The following is a 17,970-nucleotide window of genomic DNA, read 5'->3' on the forward strand; positions in this document are numbered from 1 at the left end:
TGGTGCAGTCCTAGACAGCTCCACCACACCGGAGGTCTTCGCCATGATCAAGACCTGCGAGTGTCAACAACGCTCGTGATCAATACACCTAGGGGGTGAGGGTCAGGGTCAAGTGGGTGGATCACCGGATGGGTTGGCGGCTCTCGATTCCGTAGCGTCGAACTGTGGCCGCGGGAGGCGGACCACACCCAGCCGAGACGGAACCACGGAGGCACCATGCCGGCCAGCACCCAGCCCCGCCCCCGCCCGGCGACGTCGCGTGGCGCCGACCCGCGCCTGCCCTGGTGGGCCCTCGCCCTGCCGACGCTCGCCTTCGTCGCCCTGCTGACGCTGATCCTCCACCCGACCGACGCGCACGCGGCGGCCGGCGACCCCGTCATAGCCCGGCTCCTGGAGCGCGTACAGCAGCTGCTCACCCGCTGAGCACGGCCGCAACCCGCCCGTCAACTCCCTGCGCCGCGTGGCCTGTTTCATGCGAAGCTGGGAGTCATGAGCGTCGCAGAACCCCGCAGGATCGTCCTCTTCCGGCATGCGAAGGCCGACTGGCCACAGGTGAACGACCACGAGCGGCCGCTGGCCGAGCGGGGCCGCAAGGACGCCGCCGAGGCCGGACGCAGGCTGGCCGACAGCGGTATTCCCTTCGACCTGGCCCTCTGTTCCACCGCGACCCGGAACCGAGAGACCTGGAAGCTCGCCGTCCACGAGTTCGCGCACCGGCCGAAGACGGTCTACGAGGAGCGGATCTACGAAGCCTCGCCCGGCGAGCTGATCGCCCTGCTCAACGAGACGCCCGACGACGCCCAGAACATCCTCCTGATCGGCCACAACCCCGGCGTGCACGGCCTCGCCGAGGTGCTGGCCGGCTCGGCCGAGGAGGAGGCCCGGGGGCGGATGTCCCGCCGCGGCTTCCCGGCCGCCGCCTTCGCCGTGCTGTCCTTCTCCGGCTCCTGGAAGAGCCTGGAGCCCGGTGTGGCCACCCTGCTCGACTACTGGGCACCGAGCGACTGAGCCGACCCCGCACAGCCCGAGGGGCCGGCACCACCCGGTGGTACCGGCCCCTCGACGTCCGTGGCGGCAGCCCCGGCCAGGGGTGTCCCCCTAGCTCTCCTCGTGCGCGTCCGCCGCCTCGACCTCTTCGCGGGTGACGCCGAGCAGATACAGCACGGTGTCGAGGAACGGCACGTTCACCGCCGTGTGCGCGGCCTCCCGCACCACCGGCTTGGCGTTGAAGGCGACACCGAGCCCCGCAGCGTTCAGCATGTCGAGGTCGTTGGCGCCGTCGCCGACGGCAACGGTCTGCGACAGTGGTACGCCCGCCTCCGCGGCGAACCGGCGCAGCAGCCGCGCCTTGCCCGCGCGGTCCACGATCTCGCCGGTGACCCTGCCGGTCAGCTTGCCGTCGACGATCTCCAGGGTGTTCGCCTGGGCGAAGTCCAGGCCCAGCCGCTCCTTCAGATCGTCCGTGACCTGCGTGAACCCACCCGAGACGACACCCACCTGGTAGCCGAGCCGCTTCAGCGTGCGGATCAGGGTACGGGCGCCCGGCGTCAGCCGGACCTCGCTGCGCACCTTGTCGACCACGGACGCGTCCAGGCCCTTCAGCAGCGCCACCCGCGCGTGCAGCGACTGCTCGAAGTCCAGCTCGCCGCGCATCGCGGCGGCGGTCACCTCCGCGACCTGGTCCTCGCAGCCGGCGTGGGCGGCGAACAGCTCGATGACCTCGTCCTGGATGAGGGTCGAGTCCACGTCCATCACGACCAGGCGCTGGGCCCGCCGGTGCAGCCCGGCCGCGACGACCGCCACGTCGACGCCGAGCGCCGCCGCGTCGGTGACCAGGGTGGTGCGCAGCGGCTCGGTCTCCACGCCGGACACCGCGAACTCGACGGCGGTGACGGGGTACTTGGCGAGCCGGAAGATTCGGTCGATGTTGCCGCCCGCCTTGGTGATCTTGGCGGCGATGGCGGCGGTGGCCTCCGCGGTCAGCGGGTGGCCGAGCACGGTCACCAGGGAGCGGCCGTGGCCGCGCGGACGGTTGTCGCCGAGACCGGAGATGATCTCGGCCTGCATCTTCATCGACTCCGCCCAGCTGTGGACGGTGGCCCGCAGGTCGCCCTCCAGCCCGTGGGGCGGCTCGGTCACGAGCGCGCACAGCACGATCCGGCCTCGGGTGACGACCTGCTCGATGTCGACCACGTCGACCGAGTAGGCGGCGAGGGTGTCGAAGAGTCCGGCCGTGAGACCCGGCCTGTCCTTGCCAAAGATCTTGACCAGGAGAGTGGGGACGTCAGAGGTCTGCGAAGCGCTCATGGTGCTCCCACGGTAACCGGCACCCAGTGCCGCCCGCGCCCGAGGTCCGCCTAGCGGACACGGAACACTGCGCGTCGCCCGGGTGACGCCCGCCTGACATCCCGATCACCGCCCCCTCGACCGAGCCCGCAGTAGCCCCTTCCTGAGCCTGCCGCCTCCGGGAGCCCCGCCCTGGGCGGCTCCCGTGCCGGTCGCCCGCAGCCCTACCCGCGCCTCCCACGCGGCGGCTCCGCCCCGCCAGGGCCGCCAGGACCCCGCCCGCGCGGCGCCGGCGGTGGCGGGGGAGGTGGTGGCGGGCCCTCCTCCGGCGAGCCCGGCCGACCTGGCGAGCACCCACCCGACTGCCCACCCGGCCGCCCACCCGACTGCCCACCCGACTGCCCACCCGACTGCCCACCCGGCCGCCCGCCTGACTGCCCACCCGGCCGCGCAGCCGGTGGCCGCCCCGGGGACCGCCCGGTCGGATCCATAGGGCGGGCCACGGTCGGAGCGTCGTACAGACCCTCCTCCGTGGGCGGCGGCGCGCTCCCGGAGGACCGTACGGCGGGCGCTCCGCCCCGGGACTCCGCATCCGGCCGCCGCAGTACCTCCGTCTCCCGGTCCCGCGAGCGCCCCGGCAGCCGTAGATACGGATTCGTCGCGGGATTCGGCGGCCGGTACGGCGTGCCCGGGGCGTACGGGCCGGACCCCTCCGGGTACGCGCCACCGTGCCGTTCACCGTCACCCCGTCCCCGTCCCCGTCCCCGTGCCCATGCCCGTGCCTGCTCCTGTCCCCATGCCAGTGGTGCCACCCGCCGCCCCGCCGCTCCGCAGGACCAGGCCAGCAGCGCCCCACCGGCCCCGGCCGCCGCACCCCAAGCCGCGCCGAGCAGCAACCCCATGCCCAGGTGGGCGCTCAGCTCCAGGCCGGCCCCGAACGCCTCGATCCCCAGCACGGACAGCGAGGCGTCGAGCGACACCTCCGTCAGCAGCCCGAGCAGCGGCAACGCGCACGCCGTCGCCGCACCCAGCCGCAGCGCACAGCGGCCCACGAAACCGGCGGCGCCCCGACCCCGTACGCCATTCGACGCGGCCCCGCCCCCGCCCCCGTCCCGTACGTCACTCCCCGCCCTGCCGACCGGCGTCCGCATCGCCTGCAACACCCCCGCCAGCAGCAGCGCCAGCCCGGCCGCAACCGCCAGCAGCCAGACCCGCCCGTCCAGCTCGGCGAGGCGCCCCAGTGTGACCGGCTGGCCGGTGTCGACGAGCAGGTCGTCGAGCGGGTCGGGCAGGAACCGGGCGAGAACCCCGGAGGCCTCGCCGTCCCAGGGCACGAACAGGCCGATCGACAGCCCCAGCCACACACCGTTCGGCGCCCCGAGCAGTGCCGCGCCCGCGATCCGCTTCGGGTGGTCGTCGCCGATCGCCGCGTACGCCGCCGCCGCGCACCCCGCGGCCATGGCGAGCAGCACCACCGCGACGAGTGCCGACACGGTCGGCCGTACCGCCCGGTGCACCACGTCCCAGCCGCGCGGCAGCGGGGTCCGGCGCGAGGCGAGCAACGCGACGACGAGCACCCCCGTCACCCAGGCCGCGCCCCCCAGCAGCGTCGGCGCCGTGTCGACGCTGAACCCGACCGCCGCCTCCGCGTCGACGAGATCACCGACCCGGTCCGGCAGCAGCCCGCCGATGTCCCCGAGATCCCCGAGCCCCGGGATCTCGACACCCTCCGACCCCGACCCCGACCCCGACCCCGACCCCGATCCCGCCTCCTGCCCCGACCCGTCCCCGGACCCGCCGACCAGGTCATCGAGCCCCAGCGACCCACCGTCAAAGGTGACGACATCCCGCCCCGCCCACGCCAGCCCGCCCAGCGTCGCCACGAACAGCGCGATCACCGCCCCCGCGCGGGCGAGGAGTTCGGCGGGTGCGACGACAACTCCGGCCGCCCGTAAGGACCGTAGAAAGAACCATGACAAAATGAGCGCACCGACCAGGCTCACGCCCCATGGCGTGATCTCGACGGCGGTCGTGGCCTCGGCGCCCTCCAGCCCGAACACGGACACCTCACCGGACGGCGTGACCGAACCACCCGCCCCGAGCGCCACCACCGCCGCGGTCATCGGCCCCAACGAGCCCGCCGTATCGGCCTCCAGCAGCCGCAGCCCGAGCGCGGCCGTCCCCGCCATCCCGATCAACGCCCAGCTCACGGCGGCGATCGCGGACAGCAGCACATCCACCCAGGGCACCCGCGTGCCGTGCGGCGCGGTCCCGACGCTCATGGCAGACCCCCCGATCCGCGGCGCGGCACGACTGCCGCGCTTGTCCCCCTCGCGGGGGATTACCACTCTCCGGGCAGGTTTCAACCCCGTCAACGAGAGTGCTTCCGTGCGCCCGTGCGCGGTCTTCACAAGGCCCGACTTTCGGTCAGGGGGCCGCTCCTGAAATAGTTCCACCCGATGTTCGACATCCCTAGACTCCCCGCGACGGGGGTAACTCGGGGGACAACTCAGTGGGGCATGGAGTGCCGGAACTCGTACTGGAATCAAACGGACGGACCTGGACGCTGGACGCGTCCCGGTCCTACACACTCGGACGCGACCCTCAGGGGGACGTCGTGTTCGACGACGCCAGGGTCTCCTGGCGGCACGCCACGGTCAGCTTCAACGGCCGCAGTTGGGTCATCGAGGACCATGGCAGCACCAACGGCACGTTCGTGCAGGGCCAGCGGATCCATCAGATGGAGATCGGCCCCGGCTCGGCGGTGCACCTCGGCAACGCGACCGACGGCCCGCTCGTGACCCTCTCCGGTGCCGCGGGCGCCGCGACACCGCAGGCGCAGCCCCAGCAGCAGCCGTACGCCGCACAGGGCGCCGGCGCCGGATGGGGCCAGCAGCCGCAGGCACAAGCCCCGCACCCGCAGGCACAGGCGCCGCACCCGCAGGCCGCGCACCAGCAGATGGCGGCCCCGCAGCAGCAGGCTCCGCAGCAGGTCCCGCAGCAGGCTCCCCAACCTGGCTGGCAGCAGCCGCAGCAGCAGGCCGCGCACATCCCGCCGCAGCAGCAGGGCCCGGCGGAGAACTACGCGCAGAAGGTCCCCGGTGGTGCCGCGGGGGCACCGCCGGTCTACGGCGGCGACCGCAGCCCCACCACGTTCCACCAGTTCGCGCTCGGCCGCGTCATGCGCATCGGCCGCGCCCTGGAGAACGACCTGGTCGTCTCGGACCTCCAGGTGTCCCGTAACCACGCGGAGTTCCACGCGACGCCCGACGGCCGCATGGAGATCCGCGACCTGGGCTCGCACAACGGCACGTACGTCAACGGCCAGCCGATCCCCAAGGGCGGCTCCGCGCTGCTCGGCCCCACCGACATCGTCGGCGTCGGCCACTCGACGTTCCGGATCGTCGGCGACAGCCTCGAGGAGTTCGTCGACACCGGTGAGGTGTCCTTCTCCGCCCGCCACCTGACCGTCACGGTCGACGGCGGCAAGCAGATCCTCAAGGACGTCTCCTTCGGCGTGCCGGAGAAGTCGCTGATCGCGGTCATCGGCCCGTCCGGCTCCGGCAAGTCGACCCTGCTCAAGGCGCTGACCGGCTACCGGCCCGCCAACCAGGGCGAGGTCCTGTACGACAACCGCAACCTCTACAAGCAGTTCGCGGAGCTGCGCCAGCGCATCGGTCTGGTCCCGCAGGACGACATCCTGCACAAGGAGCTGACCGTCAAGAAGGCCCTCAAGTACGCGGCCAAGCTGCGCTTCCCCGCCGACACCACGGCGGCCGAGCGCGAGGCCCGGATCGACGAGGTGCTGCGCGAGCTGAAGCTCGACATCCACAAGGACAAGAAGGTCACCTCCCTGTCCGGCGGCCAGCGCAAGCGCGTCTCCGTCGCCCTGGAGCTGCTGACCAAGCCGTCGCTGATCTTCCTGGACGAGCCGACCTCCGGCCTCGACCCGGGCATGGACCGCGATGTCATGCAGCTGCTGCGCGGCCTCGCCGACGACGGCCGCACGGTCCTCGTCGTCACCCACTCGGTGGCCGAGCTGGCGCTGTGCGACAAGCTCCTGGTGATGGCGCCCGGCGGTTCCGTCGCCTACTTCGGCCCGCCCGAGGAGGCGCTGAACTTCTTCGGCTACGACACCTGGGCCGACGTCTTCTCCGCCTTCGAGAACTACCGCGACTACGACTGGGCGGGCCGCTGGAAGGGCTCGCAGCACTACCAGATGTACGCCGCGGACATCGACGCCGTCGCCCCGCAGGCCGTACAGATGCCGCAGATGCAGGCCATCAGGCCGCCGAAGCCGCAGGGCTGGATGTCGCAGTTCATCACCCTGGTGCGCCGCTATGTGTCGGTGATCGTCTCCGACAAGGGCTTCCTGGCCCTGATGGTGATCCTGCCGGCCGTCCTCGGCTCGGTGAGCCTGCTCATCAAGCCGGACCAGGGCCTGCTGCCCAACATCCACCCGCAGACCGGGCGGATCATCCCCAACGGCACGGCCACCACCGTCCTGCTGATCCTGGCCGTCGGCGCCTGTTTCGCCGGCGCCGCGAACTCCGTCCGTGAGCTGATCAAGGAACGGGTCATCTACGAACGGGAGCGCGCGACCGGCCTGTCCCGCTCGGCGTACCTGATGTCCAAGGTGTTCGTGCTCGGTCTGATCACCGTGCTCCAGGGCCTGCTGGTCGGCGTGATCGGCTTCGCCAGCCGCGAGATCCCGGAGGAGGGCCTCGTCCTCGGCGGGATGACCCTCGTCGAGCTGTCCCTGCCGATCATGGCGCTCGGCTTCACCTCGATGATGTTCGGCCTGATCATCTCCTCGCTGGTGAAGACCGCCGAGAAGACGATGCCGCTGCTGGTCATGTTCGCGATCATCCAGGTCGTCTTCACCGGCTGTCTCTTCGCCCTGAACGGCACGGTCGGCGTCAACCAGTTCTCGTACCTGATGCCGTCGCGCTGGGCGGTCGCCGCCGCGGGCGCCACGCTGGACTTCAACAAGATCAGCCCGCCCGAGGAGGGCGCCGAGAACGACCCGCTGTGGGAGCACAGCCTCGGCACCTGGGGCCTGGACATGGCCGCCCTGATCGCGCTCGGCGTGGTCTGCGGCTTCTTCGTGGCCCGCTTCCTGCGCCGCCACGAGCCCGAGGTCATGCGCAAGTAGTCACGGCCGTACTCACCGCCGTACGACGCCGAAGGGCGGCACCCCGTCAGGAGGGTGCCGCCCTTCGGCGCTGTGTACCGAGGTCCGCGCGGCCTCAGTACGCGCTGTTGACGTTGTCCATCGAGCCGTAGCGGTCGGCCGCGTAGTTGCACGCGGCGGTGATGTTGGCGACCGGGTCGTAGATGTTCCAAGACGTGCCGGGGACGTGGTACGCCTTGAACGTCGGCGGGATCACCTGGAGCAGGCCCTTGGACGGGATGCCGTTCTGGGCGTTGATGTCCCAGTTGTTGATGGCGTTCGGGTTGCCCGAGGATTCCCGCATGATGTTGCGGTGGATGCCGCTGTAGGAGCCCGGGATGCCGTGCTTCTTCATGATGTCGAGCGCCTCGCGGATCCAGCCGTCGAGGTTGTTCGCGTAGACCTTCTTGGCGGCGGCCGGCTTGACGGCGGCGACCGTCTTCATGGGGAGGCGCTGCACGGACCGGCTCGCGGTCTTCTCGGCGGCGCGCTTGCGCGCGGCCTGAGCCGCGGCCTCCTCGGCGGCCTTCCGCTTGGCCTCGGCCGCGGCCTTCCGCTTCGCGGCGGCCTCGGCGTCGGCCTTCTGCCGCGCCTCGATCGCCTCGAGCTTCACGCTCGCGGACGCGAGCTGGTCGGTGAGCGTGCCCTTGACGTCCTGGGCGTCCTTGACGTCCTTGACCAGCTCGGAGCCGTAGGCCACCGCAGCCGCGGAACCGGCCTCGGTCGTGATCGTCTTCTCGCCGGCCGGGACGACGGAGAACGCGAGGGCGGCGGCGCCGAGCGCGGCGACACCGGTGAGCGCGAACTTGTGCGCCTTGGTCGGCAGGCGACTGTGACCGGGGTTCTGGTTGTTCTCGGGCATGCGGATGGGACCTCTTCGAATAGCGCGGAGGTCGCTCTGCGTCCGACGGGACATCGGCGGGGACAGGGGCTCTTCCCGCACGAACGCCGCGGGCGGAACCCGCGGCGCTGAGCGACGGCTGCAATTCTTAGCGGCCGCAAAATTCGGAGGCAAAGGTGTGACGTACGATGCCGGATAGTGGATCAGCTAAGGGCAAATCGGGACAGATTGGAACGTCTTTCCCGCTCATGCCGAATCCGCCCCTCTCCTACTCCCCTTCGTACGTGATCTGCGCCCTATGCGCGGGCTCACACCGGCCCCATGGCGGTCTCACCCTCCGTTGCCGCCGCAACGCTCTTCGTGAGGACGCCTCCGCGGGCCCTCCGTCCCGCCCGCCGCCCCCGGGACCTCCGCCCTAGGACCTCGGGACCACCCGGCCGCCGTCACCGGTCCGATCCGCGCTGTCACACCCCGCCGGTAGCGTGGACACATGAGTCAAGGCCCCCGGTCCGGCCTCGCCGCGGTGAGTTCCGCGCTGCTGGCCATGAGCAGGCATCTCGAGGTGCGCGACGTCCTGAAGACGATCGTCGCCTCGGCCCGCGAACTGCTCGACGCGCAGTACGCCGCCCTCGGCGTCCCCGACGACCACGGCGGCTTCGCCCAGTTCGTGGTCGACGGCGTGAGCGACCGGCAGTGGAAGGCCATCGGGCCCCTGCCCCGCCAGCACGGCATCCTCGCCTCGATGCTCCACGAGGCCCGCGTCGAGCGCCTCGCCGACGTCCGCAAGGACCCCCGCTTCGAGGGCTGGCCGTCCGCCCACCCGGAGCTGGCCGACTTCCTCGGCCTGCCCATCCGCGACGGCGACGAGATCATCGGCGCCCTCTTCCTCGCCAACAAGAACTGCCCCCGCCGCGACGGCGCCTGCGGCTTCACCGAGGACGACGAGGAACTGCTCGCCATCCTCGCCCAGCACGCGGCCATCGCCCTCACCAACGCGAGGCTCTACGAACGCAGCCGCGAGCTGACCATCGCCGAGGAGCGCTCCCGCCTCGCCCACGAGCTGCACGACGCCGTCAGCCAGAAGCTGTTCTCCCTGCGCCTGACCGCCCAGGCCGCCGCCGCCCTCGTCGACCGCGACCCGGTCCGCGCCAAGGGCGAGCTCCAGCAGGTGGCCGCGCTCGCCGCCGAGGCCGCCGACGAGCTGCGCGCCGCCGTCGTCGAACTGCGCCCCGCCGCCCTCGACGAGGACGGCCTCGTCGCCACCCTCCGCACCCAGATACAGGTCCTCGACCGCGCCCACACCGCCCGCGTCACCTTCGACAGCCGCGGCGTACGCGCCCTGCCCGCCGCCCAGGAGGAGGCCCTGCTGCGCGTCGCCCAGGAAGCCCTGCACAACGCGCTGCGGCACTCAGGCGCCGACCACGTCGACGTCTCCCTCACCAAGCGCGGCAACGGCGCGGTGCTGCGGGTCACCGACGACGGCAGCGGCTTCGACCCGCGCGGAGTGCGCCGCGCCGGACGCCATCTCGGCCTGGTCTCCATGCGGGACCGGGCGAGCGGGGTCGGCGGCAGACTGACCGTGGAATCGGCGCCCGGAAAGGGCACCACGATCGAGATGGAGGTCCCCGGTGGCTGACGCAATCAAGGTGCTGCTCGTCGACGACCACCAGGTCGTCCGCCGGGGCCTGCGCACCTTCCTGGAGGTGCAGGACGACATCGAGGTCGTCGGCGAGGCCGCCGACGGGGCCGAGGGCGTCGAGCGCGCCCAGGAGCTGAAACCCGACGTCGTGCTCATGGACGTGAAGATGCCCGGCATGGACGGCGTCGAGGCGCTGCGCCGGCTCCGCGAGCTGGACAACCCCGCGCGCGTGCTGGTCGTCACCAGCTTCACCGAACAGCGCACGGTGGTCCCGGCCCTGCGCGCCGGCGCCGCCGGGTACGTCTACAAGGACGTGGACCCCGACGCCCTGGCCGGCGCCATCCGCTCCGTGCACGCCGGGCACATCCTCCTCCAGCCGGAGGTGGCGGGCGCGCTGCTGTCCCAGGAGGATTCCAACTCGGGCCAGGGTCGCGGGGGCTCGCTCACCGAGCGGGAGCGCGAGGTGCTGAGCCTGATAGCCGACGGCCGCTCCAACCGGGAGATCGCCCGCGCCCTGGTGCTGTCCGAGAAGACCGTCAAGACGCACGTGTCCAACATCCTCATGAAGCTCGACCTGGCGGACCGCACCCAGGCCGCCCTGTGGGCCGTGCGCCATGGTGTGACCGGCTGACAAGCTCTTCGTACGGCAATACGGAAGGTCACGTTCCAAGCTGAGATTCATACCGTCGTGGGAATGTCCCCCGGATGGCGCAACCTCCGCGGATCATGGCCGTTCTCCAGTGCGTGCTGCGGCGCCTGCCGCAGTGATCGCCAGAGAGGGCTTTTGAAGTGAAGAACCTGAAGAAGGCAGCGGCCGTGACGATGGTGGCCGGTGGCCTGATGGCCGCCGGTGCGGGTATGGCCAACGCCACCGACGGCTCGGTTGCGACCGGAACGGCCCAGAACTCGCCGGGCGTCATCTCGGGCAACCTCGTCCAGGCCCCGGTGCACGTCCCGGTGAACGCCGTGGGCAACAGCGTGAACGTCATCGGTGTGCTGAACCCGGCCTTCGGCAACGAGGGCGTCAACCGCTGAGGTCCGCCACCGCAGCCGCTGGGCGACCCAGCCCGCGGTGACCTTTTGCGCTGACGACTTACTCGTTTCCGGTGATCCGTACGGGCAGATACCCACCTTCTCCCGTGCCGTACGGATCAGAGCATCGGCGGCCGGCGCCCCCACCAGGCCGCGACAGGGCCCCGCGAGTCAACGAACTCGCGGGGCCCTCGGCCTGCACCGACCGGAACCGGCCGGGTCCGGCGAGGACCGGCCAGGACCGACCGGGACGGGCTGGGTCCGGCGAGGACCGGCCAGGACCGACCGGGACCGGTCAGGACCGACCGGGACGGGCTGGGTCCGGCGAGGACCGACCGGGACCGGCTGGGTCCGGCGAGGACCGGCAGGACCGGCTGGGTCCGGCGAGGACCGGCATGGGCCGGCCGGGTTCGACGAGGACCGACCAGGGCCGGCCGAGATCACCGCACCCCGCGCTCCCGCTCCTCCACGATCGAGTTGTACGCCGCGACCTGCGCCCGCCGCGCCGTCCGCTCCACCGGCCGCAGCGCCTGCGCCCGCGCCGCGATCTCCGCGGCGCTCACCGCACCCCCGTGCCCGTTCTCGTACGCCAACGAGATCAGCGCCCCGACCCGCTGCGCCAGCTCCAGCACCCGCACCGCCCGCGGCGGATACCCCGGCGCCAGCACCTCCCGCCCCCGCTCGGCCCGCGCCCGGTACGCCTCGAGCGCCGCCGCGGCGACCGGCCCCGACGCGGCCACGTCCAGCCGCGTCAGCACCTCCGTCGCCTGCCGCAGCGCCTCCGCCAGCTCCCGTTCCGCCTCCCCGAGCGAGGGCACGTCGGCCGGCGGCGCCTCCCGCACCGCAAGGCAGTGCCAGACGACCTCCACATGCACATCGCCCTCGGGCCCCGCCTCGGACACCTCCGGCACCAGCCCCAGCGCGGTGCCGTAACAGATCACCGCCTCCTCCGCGTCCAGCGCCCGCGCGTTGAACTCCGGAGGCCCGCTCAGCCCCAGCGGATGCCCCGGCGCGGGCAGCGCGACCCGCAGCCCGGTCGCACCGAGCGTCCGCAGCCGCCCCAGCGCGAGCGTCAGTCCTACGGGCGCCGACTCACCCGGCAGCCCCGCCACCCGGTGCACGGCGTCCTCGCCGACGATGGCGAGCACGGCGTCATCCGGCGAGACAAGTCCGGCAAGAAGGGCATTTCCCCAAGCGGCAAGGCGTCCAGAGCGCGGTTCCGTGAGCATCCCCCCACCCTAAGGACCGGACCGATGGAATGTCCGACCCGACCGGTGGCGTAGATTTCATGGAGGGCTGCGCCCACCGGCGCGACCGACCGAGCCACAGGCGTACGCGACAGCCGAGACCGGCCACACTGCAAGGGGAGACAACGCGCTCATGAGCGATGTTCTGGAGCTTCAGGACGTATCCGTGGTCCGCGAGGGCCGGGCTCTGGTGGACCAGGTCTCCTGGTCGGTGAAGGAGGGCGAGCGCTGGGTGATCCTCGGCCCCAACGGCGCCGGCAAGACCACCCTCCTCAACGTCGCCTCGAGCTACCTCTACCCCAGCAAGGGCACCGCCACCATCCTCGGCGAGACCCTCGGCAAGCCCGGCACCGACGTCTTCGAACTGCGCCCCCGCATCGGCATGGCCGGCATCGCCATGGCCGACAAGCTCCCCAAGCGCCAGACCGTCCTGCAGACCGTGCTCACCGCCGCCTACGGCATGACCGCCGGCTGGCAGGAGGAGTACGACGACATCGACGAGCAGCGCGCCCGCGCCTTCCTCGACCGGCTCGGCATGTCCGACTACCTGGACCGCAAGTTCGGCACCCTCTCCGAGGGCGAGCGCAAGCGCACCCTCATCGCCCGCGCCCTGATGACCGACCCCGAGCTGCTGCTCCTCGACGAGCCCGCAGCCGGCCTCGACCTCGGCGGCCGCGAGGACCTGGTGCGCCGCCTCGGCCGGCTCGCCCGCGACCCGATCGCCCCCTCGATGCTCATGGTCACCCACCACGTCGAGGAGATCGCCCCCGGCTTCACCCACGTCCTCATGATCCGCCAGGGCAAGGTCCTCGCCGCGGGCCCGCTCGAGCTCGAACTCACCTCCCGCAACCTCTCCCTCTGCTTCGGCCTCCCGCTCGTCGTCGAGCAGGTCGGCGACCGCTGGACCGCCCAGGGCCTGCCGCTCGGCTGAGCCCAACACCCTCCACGACGGGGCGCGTTCCCGCCGATCGCGCCCTGTCCGCGGCGGCACCCCCCGACCTACCATGGCCGTGTGAACGACATCGACGCATGGGTGTGGTGGCTCGTCGGCGCGGCCGCGCTCGGAATCCCGCTCGTGGTCACCGCCATGCCGGAACTCGGCATGCTCGCGGTGGGCGCCGTCGCCGGCGCGATCGCCGCCGCCCTCGGCGGTGACGTCGTGGTCCAGGTCCTCGTCTTCGTCGCGGTCTCCGTCGCCCTCCTGGCCGTCGTACGGCCCATCGCGACCCGGCACCGCTCCCAGCGGCCCCAACTCGTCACCGGCGTCGAGGCGTTGAAGGGCAGACAGGCCGTCGTCCTGGAACGCGTCGACGGCTCCGGCGGACGCGTCAAGCTCGCCGGCGAGATCTGGTCCGCCCGCGCCCTCGACACCGACCGCACCTACGAGGTCGGCCAGCAGGTCGACGTGGTGGACATCGAGGGCGCCACGGCGATCGTCATCTGACCTCACCTGACACAAGTCGACCGAACACTCCCCGAGTTGGGTGACGGTCTGCGAGACTCGACCAGCAAGATCTTCTCAACCATAAGATCTTCCAAAAGCGCCGAGGCCGAGAAGGGTACGGGGAAGCGACGATGGAACCGATCATCATCGTCTTGATCATTCTGGTGGTGCTGGTCTTCATCGCCCTGATCAAGACGATCCAAGTCATCCCACAGGCCAGCGCCGCCATCGTCGAGCGCTTCGGCCGTTACACACGGACCCTCAACGCGGGCCTCAACATCGTCGTCCCGTTCATCGACACCATCCGCAACCGCATCGACCTGCGCGAACAGGTCGTGCCGTTCCCGCCGCAGCCGGTGATCACCCAGGACAACCTGGTCGTCAACATCGACACCGTCATCTACTACCAGGTGACCGACGCGCGGGCCGCGACCTACGAGGTCGCCAGCTACATCCAGGCGATCGAGCAGCTGACGGTCACCACGCTGCGCAACATCATCGGCGGCATGGACCTGGAGCGGACGCTGACCTCTCGCGAGGAGATCAACGCCGCCCTGCGCGGAGTCCTCGACGAGGCCACCGGCAAGTGGGGCATCCGCGTCAACCGCGTCGAACTCAAGGCGATCGAACCGCCCACCTCCATCCAGGACTCGATGGAGAAGCAGATGCGCGCCGACCGCGACAAGCGCGCCGCGATCCTCCAGGCCGAGGGTGTCCGCCAGTCCGAGATCCTGCGCGCCGAGGGCGAGAAGCAGTCCCAGATCCTGCGCGCCGAGGGTGAGGCCAAGGCCGCCGCCCTGCGCGCCGAGGGCGAGGCGCAGGCCGTGCGCACGGTCTTCGAGGCCATCCACGCCGGCGACCCGGACCAGAAGCTGCTCTCTTACCAGTACCTCCAGATGCTCCCGAAGATCGCCGAAGGCGACGCCAACAAGCTCTGGATCGTCCCCAGCGAAATCGGCGACGCCCTCAAGGGCCTCTCCGGCGCCATGGGCAACTTCGGCGGCATGGGCGGCGGTAACGGCAACGGCGGAGGAGGCAACGGCGCCTCCGGCCCCCAGCCGACGGAACGCCGAGAAAAGCCGACACTCGACTGACGGCCACTCAAAGCAACAGTTCCCCGCACCCACCCCCAAGGGGCGCGGGGAACTGCGCGACCAGCCACGAACAACCAGCAGACCGACGACGGCAAACGCCCCTACGGTCTACGCGGCATCCACGGCGAGCCAGTTCGGCAGCGCCTCGAACTCCTCCCGGGCCAGCGCCAGCAACATCGCATCCGCGGGAGTCGGCTCGAACGGCTCGAACAGCAACGGCATTCCCGCCTCCTCCGGAGTCCGGTTCGCTTTCCGGTGGTTGTCCTGCGCACACGAGGCCACCGTGTTCAGCCACGTGTCCCCGCCCCCCTGCGACCGCGGCACCACGTGGTCCACGGTCGTCGCCCGCCGACCGCAGTACGCGCACCGGTACCGGTCCCGCACCAGCACCCCCCGCCGCGACCACGGCGCTTGTCTTCGGAACGGCACCCGTACGTACCTGCACAGCCTGATCACCCGGGGCGCCGGTATGTCCACTGCGGCTCCCCGCATCCGCAGTTCGGGGTGGGCCTGCTCGACGACGGCCTTGTCCTGGAGCACCAGAACGACGGCTCGGTTCAGCGTCACCGTCGACAACGGCTCGAAGCTCGCGTTCAGTACCAGCGTGTCCCGCATACCAGCCCACCTCCTGTGTGCACCGGCCCACCCCCTCGGCGGGCTGGATCAACTCTGGCCGCGCCCGCCGAGATGGACAACGCAATAAAAATGCCCGCCCCCGATCACTTCCATGACAAGGGGCGGGCAAACGCGAGATGAACCTCAGGACTCGGCGGGCACCTCGTACTCACCGATCAGCTGGGCCCGCGCGATCGTGTGGAACCGCAGGTTGAAGCCCACGACGGCGGGCGTCGCGTCCGCGTCCGGACCGAGCTTCTCCTGGTCCACCGCGTACACCGTGAACACATACCGGTGCGGCCCGTCCCCGGGCGGCGGCGCGGCACCGCCGAAGTCCTTGGTGCCGTAGTCGTTGCGCACCTGGACCGCGCCCTCCGGCAGCCCCTCGAACTTGCCGCTGCCCGCACCCGCCGGCAACTCGGTGACGGAGGCCGGGATGTCGAACACCACCCAGTGCCAGAACCCGCTGCCCGTCGGGGCGTCCGGGTCGTAGCAGGTCACGGCGAAGCTCTTGGTCTCGGCCGGGAAGCCCTCCCACCGCAGCTGCGGCGAGGTGTTGCCGGCCGCGTAGACCTGAGCGTCCTTCAGCGTGGCGCCCTCCTCGACGTCCTCGCTGGTCACCGTGAAGGACGGCACGGGCGGATGGAAGTCGTGGGGGAGAGGCCGCCGCTTCAGCTCGGTCACCTCGGTACCTCCTGATCGTTGCGTTCCGTGGCTACCGAGCCTAGAACCAGTTCCGCTTGGAGCCGACCTCGGACAGCCACTGGTTGAGGTACGCCGCCCAGTCGGTCGCCTGGTAGTCGTTCAGCCCCACCTGGAACGACCGGAACGTGTCGCTGCCCTCGCTGAACAGCCCCGGCTTCTTGTCCATCTCCAGCACGACGTCCATCGCGTTCTGGTCGGCGACGAAGCTCAGCTCCACCTGGTTCAGCCCGCGGTACTGCTGCGGCGGCAGGAACTCGATCTCCTGGTAGAACGGCAGCTTCTGCCGGGTGCCGCGGATGTGACCGCGCTCCATGTCCGCGTTCTTGAAGCGGAAGCCCAGCTGGATGAAGGCGTCCAGGATCGCCTTCTGCGCCGGCAGCGGGTGCACGTTGATCGGGTCCAGGTCACCGGAGTCCACCGCGCGCGCGATCTCCAGCTCGGTCGTCACACCGATGTCCATGCCGCGCAGCGCCTGACCGTCGATCATCGTGATCGGGGTCTCCCACGGGATGTCCAGCGTGAAGGGAACCGCGTGCACCGCGTTCGCCTGCAGCTCGAAGGCACCGCCGAGCCGCATCTTGGTGAACTCGATGTCCTGCTTGTACTCGGTGTCCTGGCCCTCGACCTCGACCCGGGCCTGGAGGCCCACCGACAGCGCCTCGATCTGCTGGTTCACGGATCCGCCCTGGATCCGCACCTCGCCCTGGACGACCCCGCCCGGCACCGTGTTGACCTCGGTCAGCACCGTCTCCACGGACGCCCCACCGGCACCCAGGCTCGCGAGCAGCTTCTTGAACGGCATGACTCTCCCTCTAGCGAGTGGACCCTTGATCCCTACAAACGCGATCCGGCGACGCCCGGTTCCGAGCCCTCCCGCTGCACTACCCTCGGACGGCATGATCGCGACCCCCGACCGTACGCCCCTGCCCCGGGACTTCTTCGACCGGCCCGTCCTGGACGTGGCCCCCGACCTCCTCGGCCGCATCCTCGTACGCACCACCCCGGACGGTCCGATCGCCCTCCGCCTCACCGAGGTCGAGGCCTACGACGGCCAGAACGACCCGGGTTCCCACGCCTACCGCGGCCGCACCCCCCGCAACGCCGTGATGTTCGGCCCGCCCGGACACGTGTACGTGTACTTCACCTACGGCATGTGGCACTGCATGAACCTGGTGTGCGGACCCGAGGGCAAGGCCAGCGCGGTACTGCTCCGCGCGGGCGAGATCATCGAGGGCGCCGAGCTGGCCCGCACCCGTCGACTCTCGGCCCGCAACGACAAAGAACTGGCCAAAGGCCCGGCCCGCCTGGCCACCGCCCTCGACATCGACCGCGCCCAGGACGGCGTCGACGCCTGCGCCTCCCGCGAGACCCCCCTCCGCATCCTGGCCGGCACCCCCGTCCCCTCCGACCAGGTACGCAACGGCCCGCGCACCGGAGTCTCCGGGGAGGGGTCCGTCCACCCCTGGCGCTTCTGGGTCGCCGACGACCCGACGGTGAGCCCCTACCGGGCCCATGTCCCGCGCCGCCGGCGCACTTGACTCTCGTCGCGGAGGTCCGTAATGTAGCCCGAGCCGTTGGAACGGGTACTGCCATCGACAGCAGCCGGAAGCGGCCAACCCACTACCTCAGAAGATCCCCTCAGCGGGGATGAATTCGACGTGTCCGCACGTCCGAATTCAGAACCGCGGGCTCGATTATGAGTCGGCGAGGGAATCGGCTAACGTAGTGAATGTCGAAAGGCCGACGAGCGAAAGCCCGGAAGCCCAAGACGATCCCGCCGACAGGGAATCGGATCGAGAAAAAGATCTGATAGAGTCGGAAACGCAAGACCGAAGGGAAGCGCCCGGAGGAAAGCCCGAGAGGGTGAGTACAAAGGAAGCGTCCGTTCCTTGAG

17 protein-coding genes are annotated in these 17,970 nt (G+C 70.9%); 10 read left to right on the forward strand and 7 right to left on the reverse strand.

Annotated features, from left to right (window positions below; translation table 11 throughout):
- Positions 1–216: 216 nt before the first annotated feature.
- Entirely contained in the window at positions 217–423 is a 207-nt protein-coding gene (locus ACIG0D_RS34900; RefSeq protein ID WP_399809375.1) for a hypothetical protein, read from the forward strand.
- A 66-nt stretch (positions 424–489) separates the two neighbouring features.
- Positions 490–1,008 (forward strand): SixA phosphatase family protein, encoded by a 519-nt coding sequence (locus ACIG0D_RS34905; protein WP_399809378.1) that lies wholly within the window; start codon positions 490–492, stop codon positions 1,006–1,008.
- A gap of 90 nt (positions 1,009–1,098) precedes the next feature.
- Here the strand turns inward: ACIG0D_RS34905 and serB are convergent, their stop codons facing one another.
- Together serB and ACIG0D_RS34915 are read right to left on the reverse strand one after the other, a co-directional pair.
- Positions 1,099–2,307 (reverse strand): phosphoserine phosphatase SerB, encoded by a 1,209-nt coding sequence (gene serB, locus ACIG0D_RS34910; protein WP_399809381.1) that lies wholly within the window; start codon positions 2,305–2,307, stop codon positions 1,099–1,101.
- Between the two features lie 203 nt (positions 2,308–2,510).
- Complete coding sequence (locus ACIG0D_RS34915; protein WP_399809383.1) at positions 2,511–4,568, reverse strand: streptophobe family protein; 2,058 nt, start codon at positions 4,566–4,568, stop codon at positions 2,511–2,513.
- Between the two features lie 242 nt (positions 4,569–4,810).
- Between ACIG0D_RS34915 and ACIG0D_RS34920 the strand changes: the two genes are divergently transcribed.
- The gene (locus ACIG0D_RS34920) at positions 4,811–7,441 is read left to right on the forward strand and encodes an FHA domain-containing protein (protein ID WP_399809386.1); all 2,631 of its coding nucleotides are present in this window, start codon (positions 4,811–4,813) and stop codon (positions 7,439–7,441) included.
- 94 nt (positions 7,442–7,535) lie between these two features.
- Here ACIG0D_RS34920 and ACIG0D_RS34925 read toward each other — a convergent pair whose 3' ends face one another.
- Positions 7,536–8,321: a transglycosylase SLT domain-containing protein gene (locus tag ACIG0D_RS34925; RefSeq protein WP_399809389.1), complete on the reverse strand. Its 786-nt coding sequence runs from the start codon at positions 8,319–8,321 to the stop codon at positions 7,536–7,538.
- 469 nt (positions 8,322–8,790) lie between these two features.
- On the opposite strand from ACIG0D_RS34925, the gene ACIG0D_RS34930 reads away from it, so the two are divergent.
- The 3 genes from ACIG0D_RS34930 to ACIG0D_RS34940 all read left to right on the forward strand — a co-directional run bounded on the left by ACIG0D_RS34930 (position 8,791) and on the right by ACIG0D_RS34940 (position 10,974).
- Positions 8,791–9,936, forward strand: coding sequence for a GAF domain-containing sensor histidine kinase (locus ACIG0D_RS34930; protein WP_399809392.1), 1,146 nt, complete (start codon positions 8,791–8,793; stop codon positions 9,934–9,936).
- Entirely contained in the window at positions 9,929–10,570 is a 642-nt protein-coding gene (locus tag ACIG0D_RS34935) for a response regulator (RefSeq protein ID WP_399809395.1), read from the forward strand. Before ACIG0D_RS34930 ends, ACIG0D_RS34935 begins: the two co-directional genes overlap by 8 nt.
- Positions 10,571–10,728: 158 nt before the next feature.
- Complete coding sequence (locus ACIG0D_RS34940) at positions 10,729–10,974, forward strand: chaplin (protein WP_365766461.1); 246 nt, start codon at positions 10,729–10,731, stop codon at positions 10,972–10,974.
- 437 nt (positions 10,975–11,411) lie between these two features.
- On the opposite strand, the gene ACIG0D_RS34945 is transcribed toward ACIG0D_RS34940, so the two are convergent.
- Complete coding sequence (locus ACIG0D_RS34945) at positions 11,412–12,200, reverse strand: hypothetical protein (protein ID WP_399809398.1); 789 nt, start codon at positions 12,198–12,200, stop codon at positions 11,412–11,414.
- 151 nt (positions 12,201–12,351) lie between these two features.
- Here ACIG0D_RS34945 and ACIG0D_RS34950 point away from each other — a divergent pair, with 151 nt between their 5' ends.
- The 3 genes from ACIG0D_RS34950 to ACIG0D_RS34960 all read left to right on the forward strand — a co-directional run bounded on the left by ACIG0D_RS34950 (position 12,352) and on the right by ACIG0D_RS34960 (position 14,756).
- A complete protein-coding gene (locus ACIG0D_RS34950; protein WP_399809401.1) occupies positions 12,352–13,149 on the forward strand; it encodes an ABC transporter ATP-binding protein in 798 nt (265 codons plus the stop codon).
- An 81-nt stretch (positions 13,150–13,230) separates the two neighbouring features.
- The gene (locus ACIG0D_RS34955) at positions 13,231–13,662 is read left to right on the forward strand and encodes an NfeD family protein (protein ID WP_399809403.1); all 432 of its coding nucleotides are present in this window, start codon (positions 13,231–13,233) and stop codon (positions 13,660–13,662) included.
- A gap of 131 nt (positions 13,663–13,793) precedes the next feature.
- Positions 13,794–14,756 (forward strand): SPFH domain-containing protein, encoded by a 963-nt coding sequence (locus ACIG0D_RS34960; protein ID WP_399809405.1) that lies wholly within the window; start codon positions 13,794–13,796, stop codon positions 14,754–14,756.
- Positions 14,757–14,864: 108 nt separating this feature from the next.
- Here the strand turns inward: ACIG0D_RS34960 and ACIG0D_RS34965 are convergent, their stop codons facing one another.
- The 3 genes from ACIG0D_RS34965 to ACIG0D_RS34975 form a co-directional block, all read right to left on the reverse strand.
- On the reverse strand, positions 14,865–15,371 hold the full coding sequence (locus tag ACIG0D_RS34965) for an HNH endonuclease (protein ID WP_399809407.1): 507 nt from the start codon (positions 15,369–15,371) through the stop codon (positions 14,865–14,867).
- A 144-nt stretch (positions 15,372–15,515) separates the two neighbouring features.
- Complete coding sequence (locus ACIG0D_RS34970) at positions 15,516–16,055, reverse strand: YbhB/YbcL family Raf kinase inhibitor-like protein (protein ID WP_399809409.1); 540 nt, start codon at positions 16,053–16,055, stop codon at positions 15,516–15,518.
- 40 nt (positions 16,056–16,095) lie between these two features.
- The gene (locus ACIG0D_RS34975) at positions 16,096–16,878 is read right to left on the reverse strand and encodes a sporulation protein (protein WP_399809412.1); all 783 of its coding nucleotides are present in this window, start codon (positions 16,876–16,878) and stop codon (positions 16,096–16,098) included.
- A gap of 94 nt (positions 16,879–16,972) precedes the next feature.
- Between ACIG0D_RS34975 and ACIG0D_RS34980 the strand changes: the two genes are divergently transcribed.
- The gene (locus ACIG0D_RS34980) at positions 16,973–17,614 is read left to right on the forward strand and encodes a DNA-3-methyladenine glycosylase (protein ID WP_399809415.1); all 642 of its coding nucleotides are present in this window, start codon (positions 16,973–16,975) and stop codon (positions 17,612–17,614) included.
- Positions 17,615–17,970: the final 356 nt, after the last annotated feature.

Source organism: Streptomyces sp. NPDC052773 (assembly GCF_044547145.1).
In the GTDB taxonomy this organism is placed as follows: domain Bacteria; phylum Actinomycetota; class Actinomycetes; order Streptomycetales; family Streptomycetaceae; genus Streptomyces.

Coding starts and splice junctions, on each gene's coding strand:
- ACIG0D_RS34900 (WP_399809375.1), top strand. CDS start 217: ATGCCGGCCAGCACCCAGCCCCGCCCCCGCCCGGCGACGTCGCGTGGC.
- ACIG0D_RS34905 (WP_399809378.1), top strand. CDS start 490: ATGAGCGTCGCAGAACCCCGCAGGATCGTCCTCTTCCGGCATGCGAAG.
- serB (WP_399809381.1), bottom strand. CDS start 2,307: ATGAGCGCTTCGCAGACCTCTGACGTCCCCACTCTCCTGGTCAAGATC.
- ACIG0D_RS34915 (WP_399809383.1), bottom strand. CDS start 4,568: ATGAGCGTCGGGACCGCGCCGCACGGCACGCGGGTGCCCTGGGTGGAT.
- ACIG0D_RS34925 (WP_399809389.1), bottom strand. CDS start 8,321: ATGCCCGAGAACAACCAGAACCCCGGTCACAGTCGCCTGCCGACCAAG.
- ACIG0D_RS34930 (WP_399809392.1), top strand. CDS start 8,791: ATGAGTCAAGGCCCCCGGTCCGGCCTCGCCGCGGTGAGTTCCGCGCTG.
- ACIG0D_RS34945 (WP_399809398.1), bottom strand. CDS start 12,200: ATGCTCACGGAACCGCGCTCTGGACGCCTTGCCGCTTGGGGAAATGCC.
- ACIG0D_RS34950 (WP_399809401.1), top strand. CDS start 12,352: ATGAGCGATGTTCTGGAGCTTCAGGACGTATCCGTGGTCCGCGAGGGC.
- ACIG0D_RS34960 (WP_399809405.1), top strand. CDS start 13,794: ATGGAACCGATCATCATCGTCTTGATCATTCTGGTGGTGCTGGTCTTC.
- ACIG0D_RS34965 (WP_399809407.1), bottom strand. CDS start 15,371: ATGCGGGACACGCTGGTACTGAACGCGAGCTTCGAGCCGTTGTCGACG.
- ACIG0D_RS34975 (WP_399809412.1), bottom strand. CDS start 16,878: ATGCCGTTCAAGAAGCTGCTCGCGAGCCTGGGTGCCGGTGGGGCGTCC.
- ACIG0D_RS34980 (WP_399809415.1), top strand. CDS start 16,973: ATGATCGCGACCCCCGACCGTACGCCCCTGCCCCGGGACTTCTTCGAC.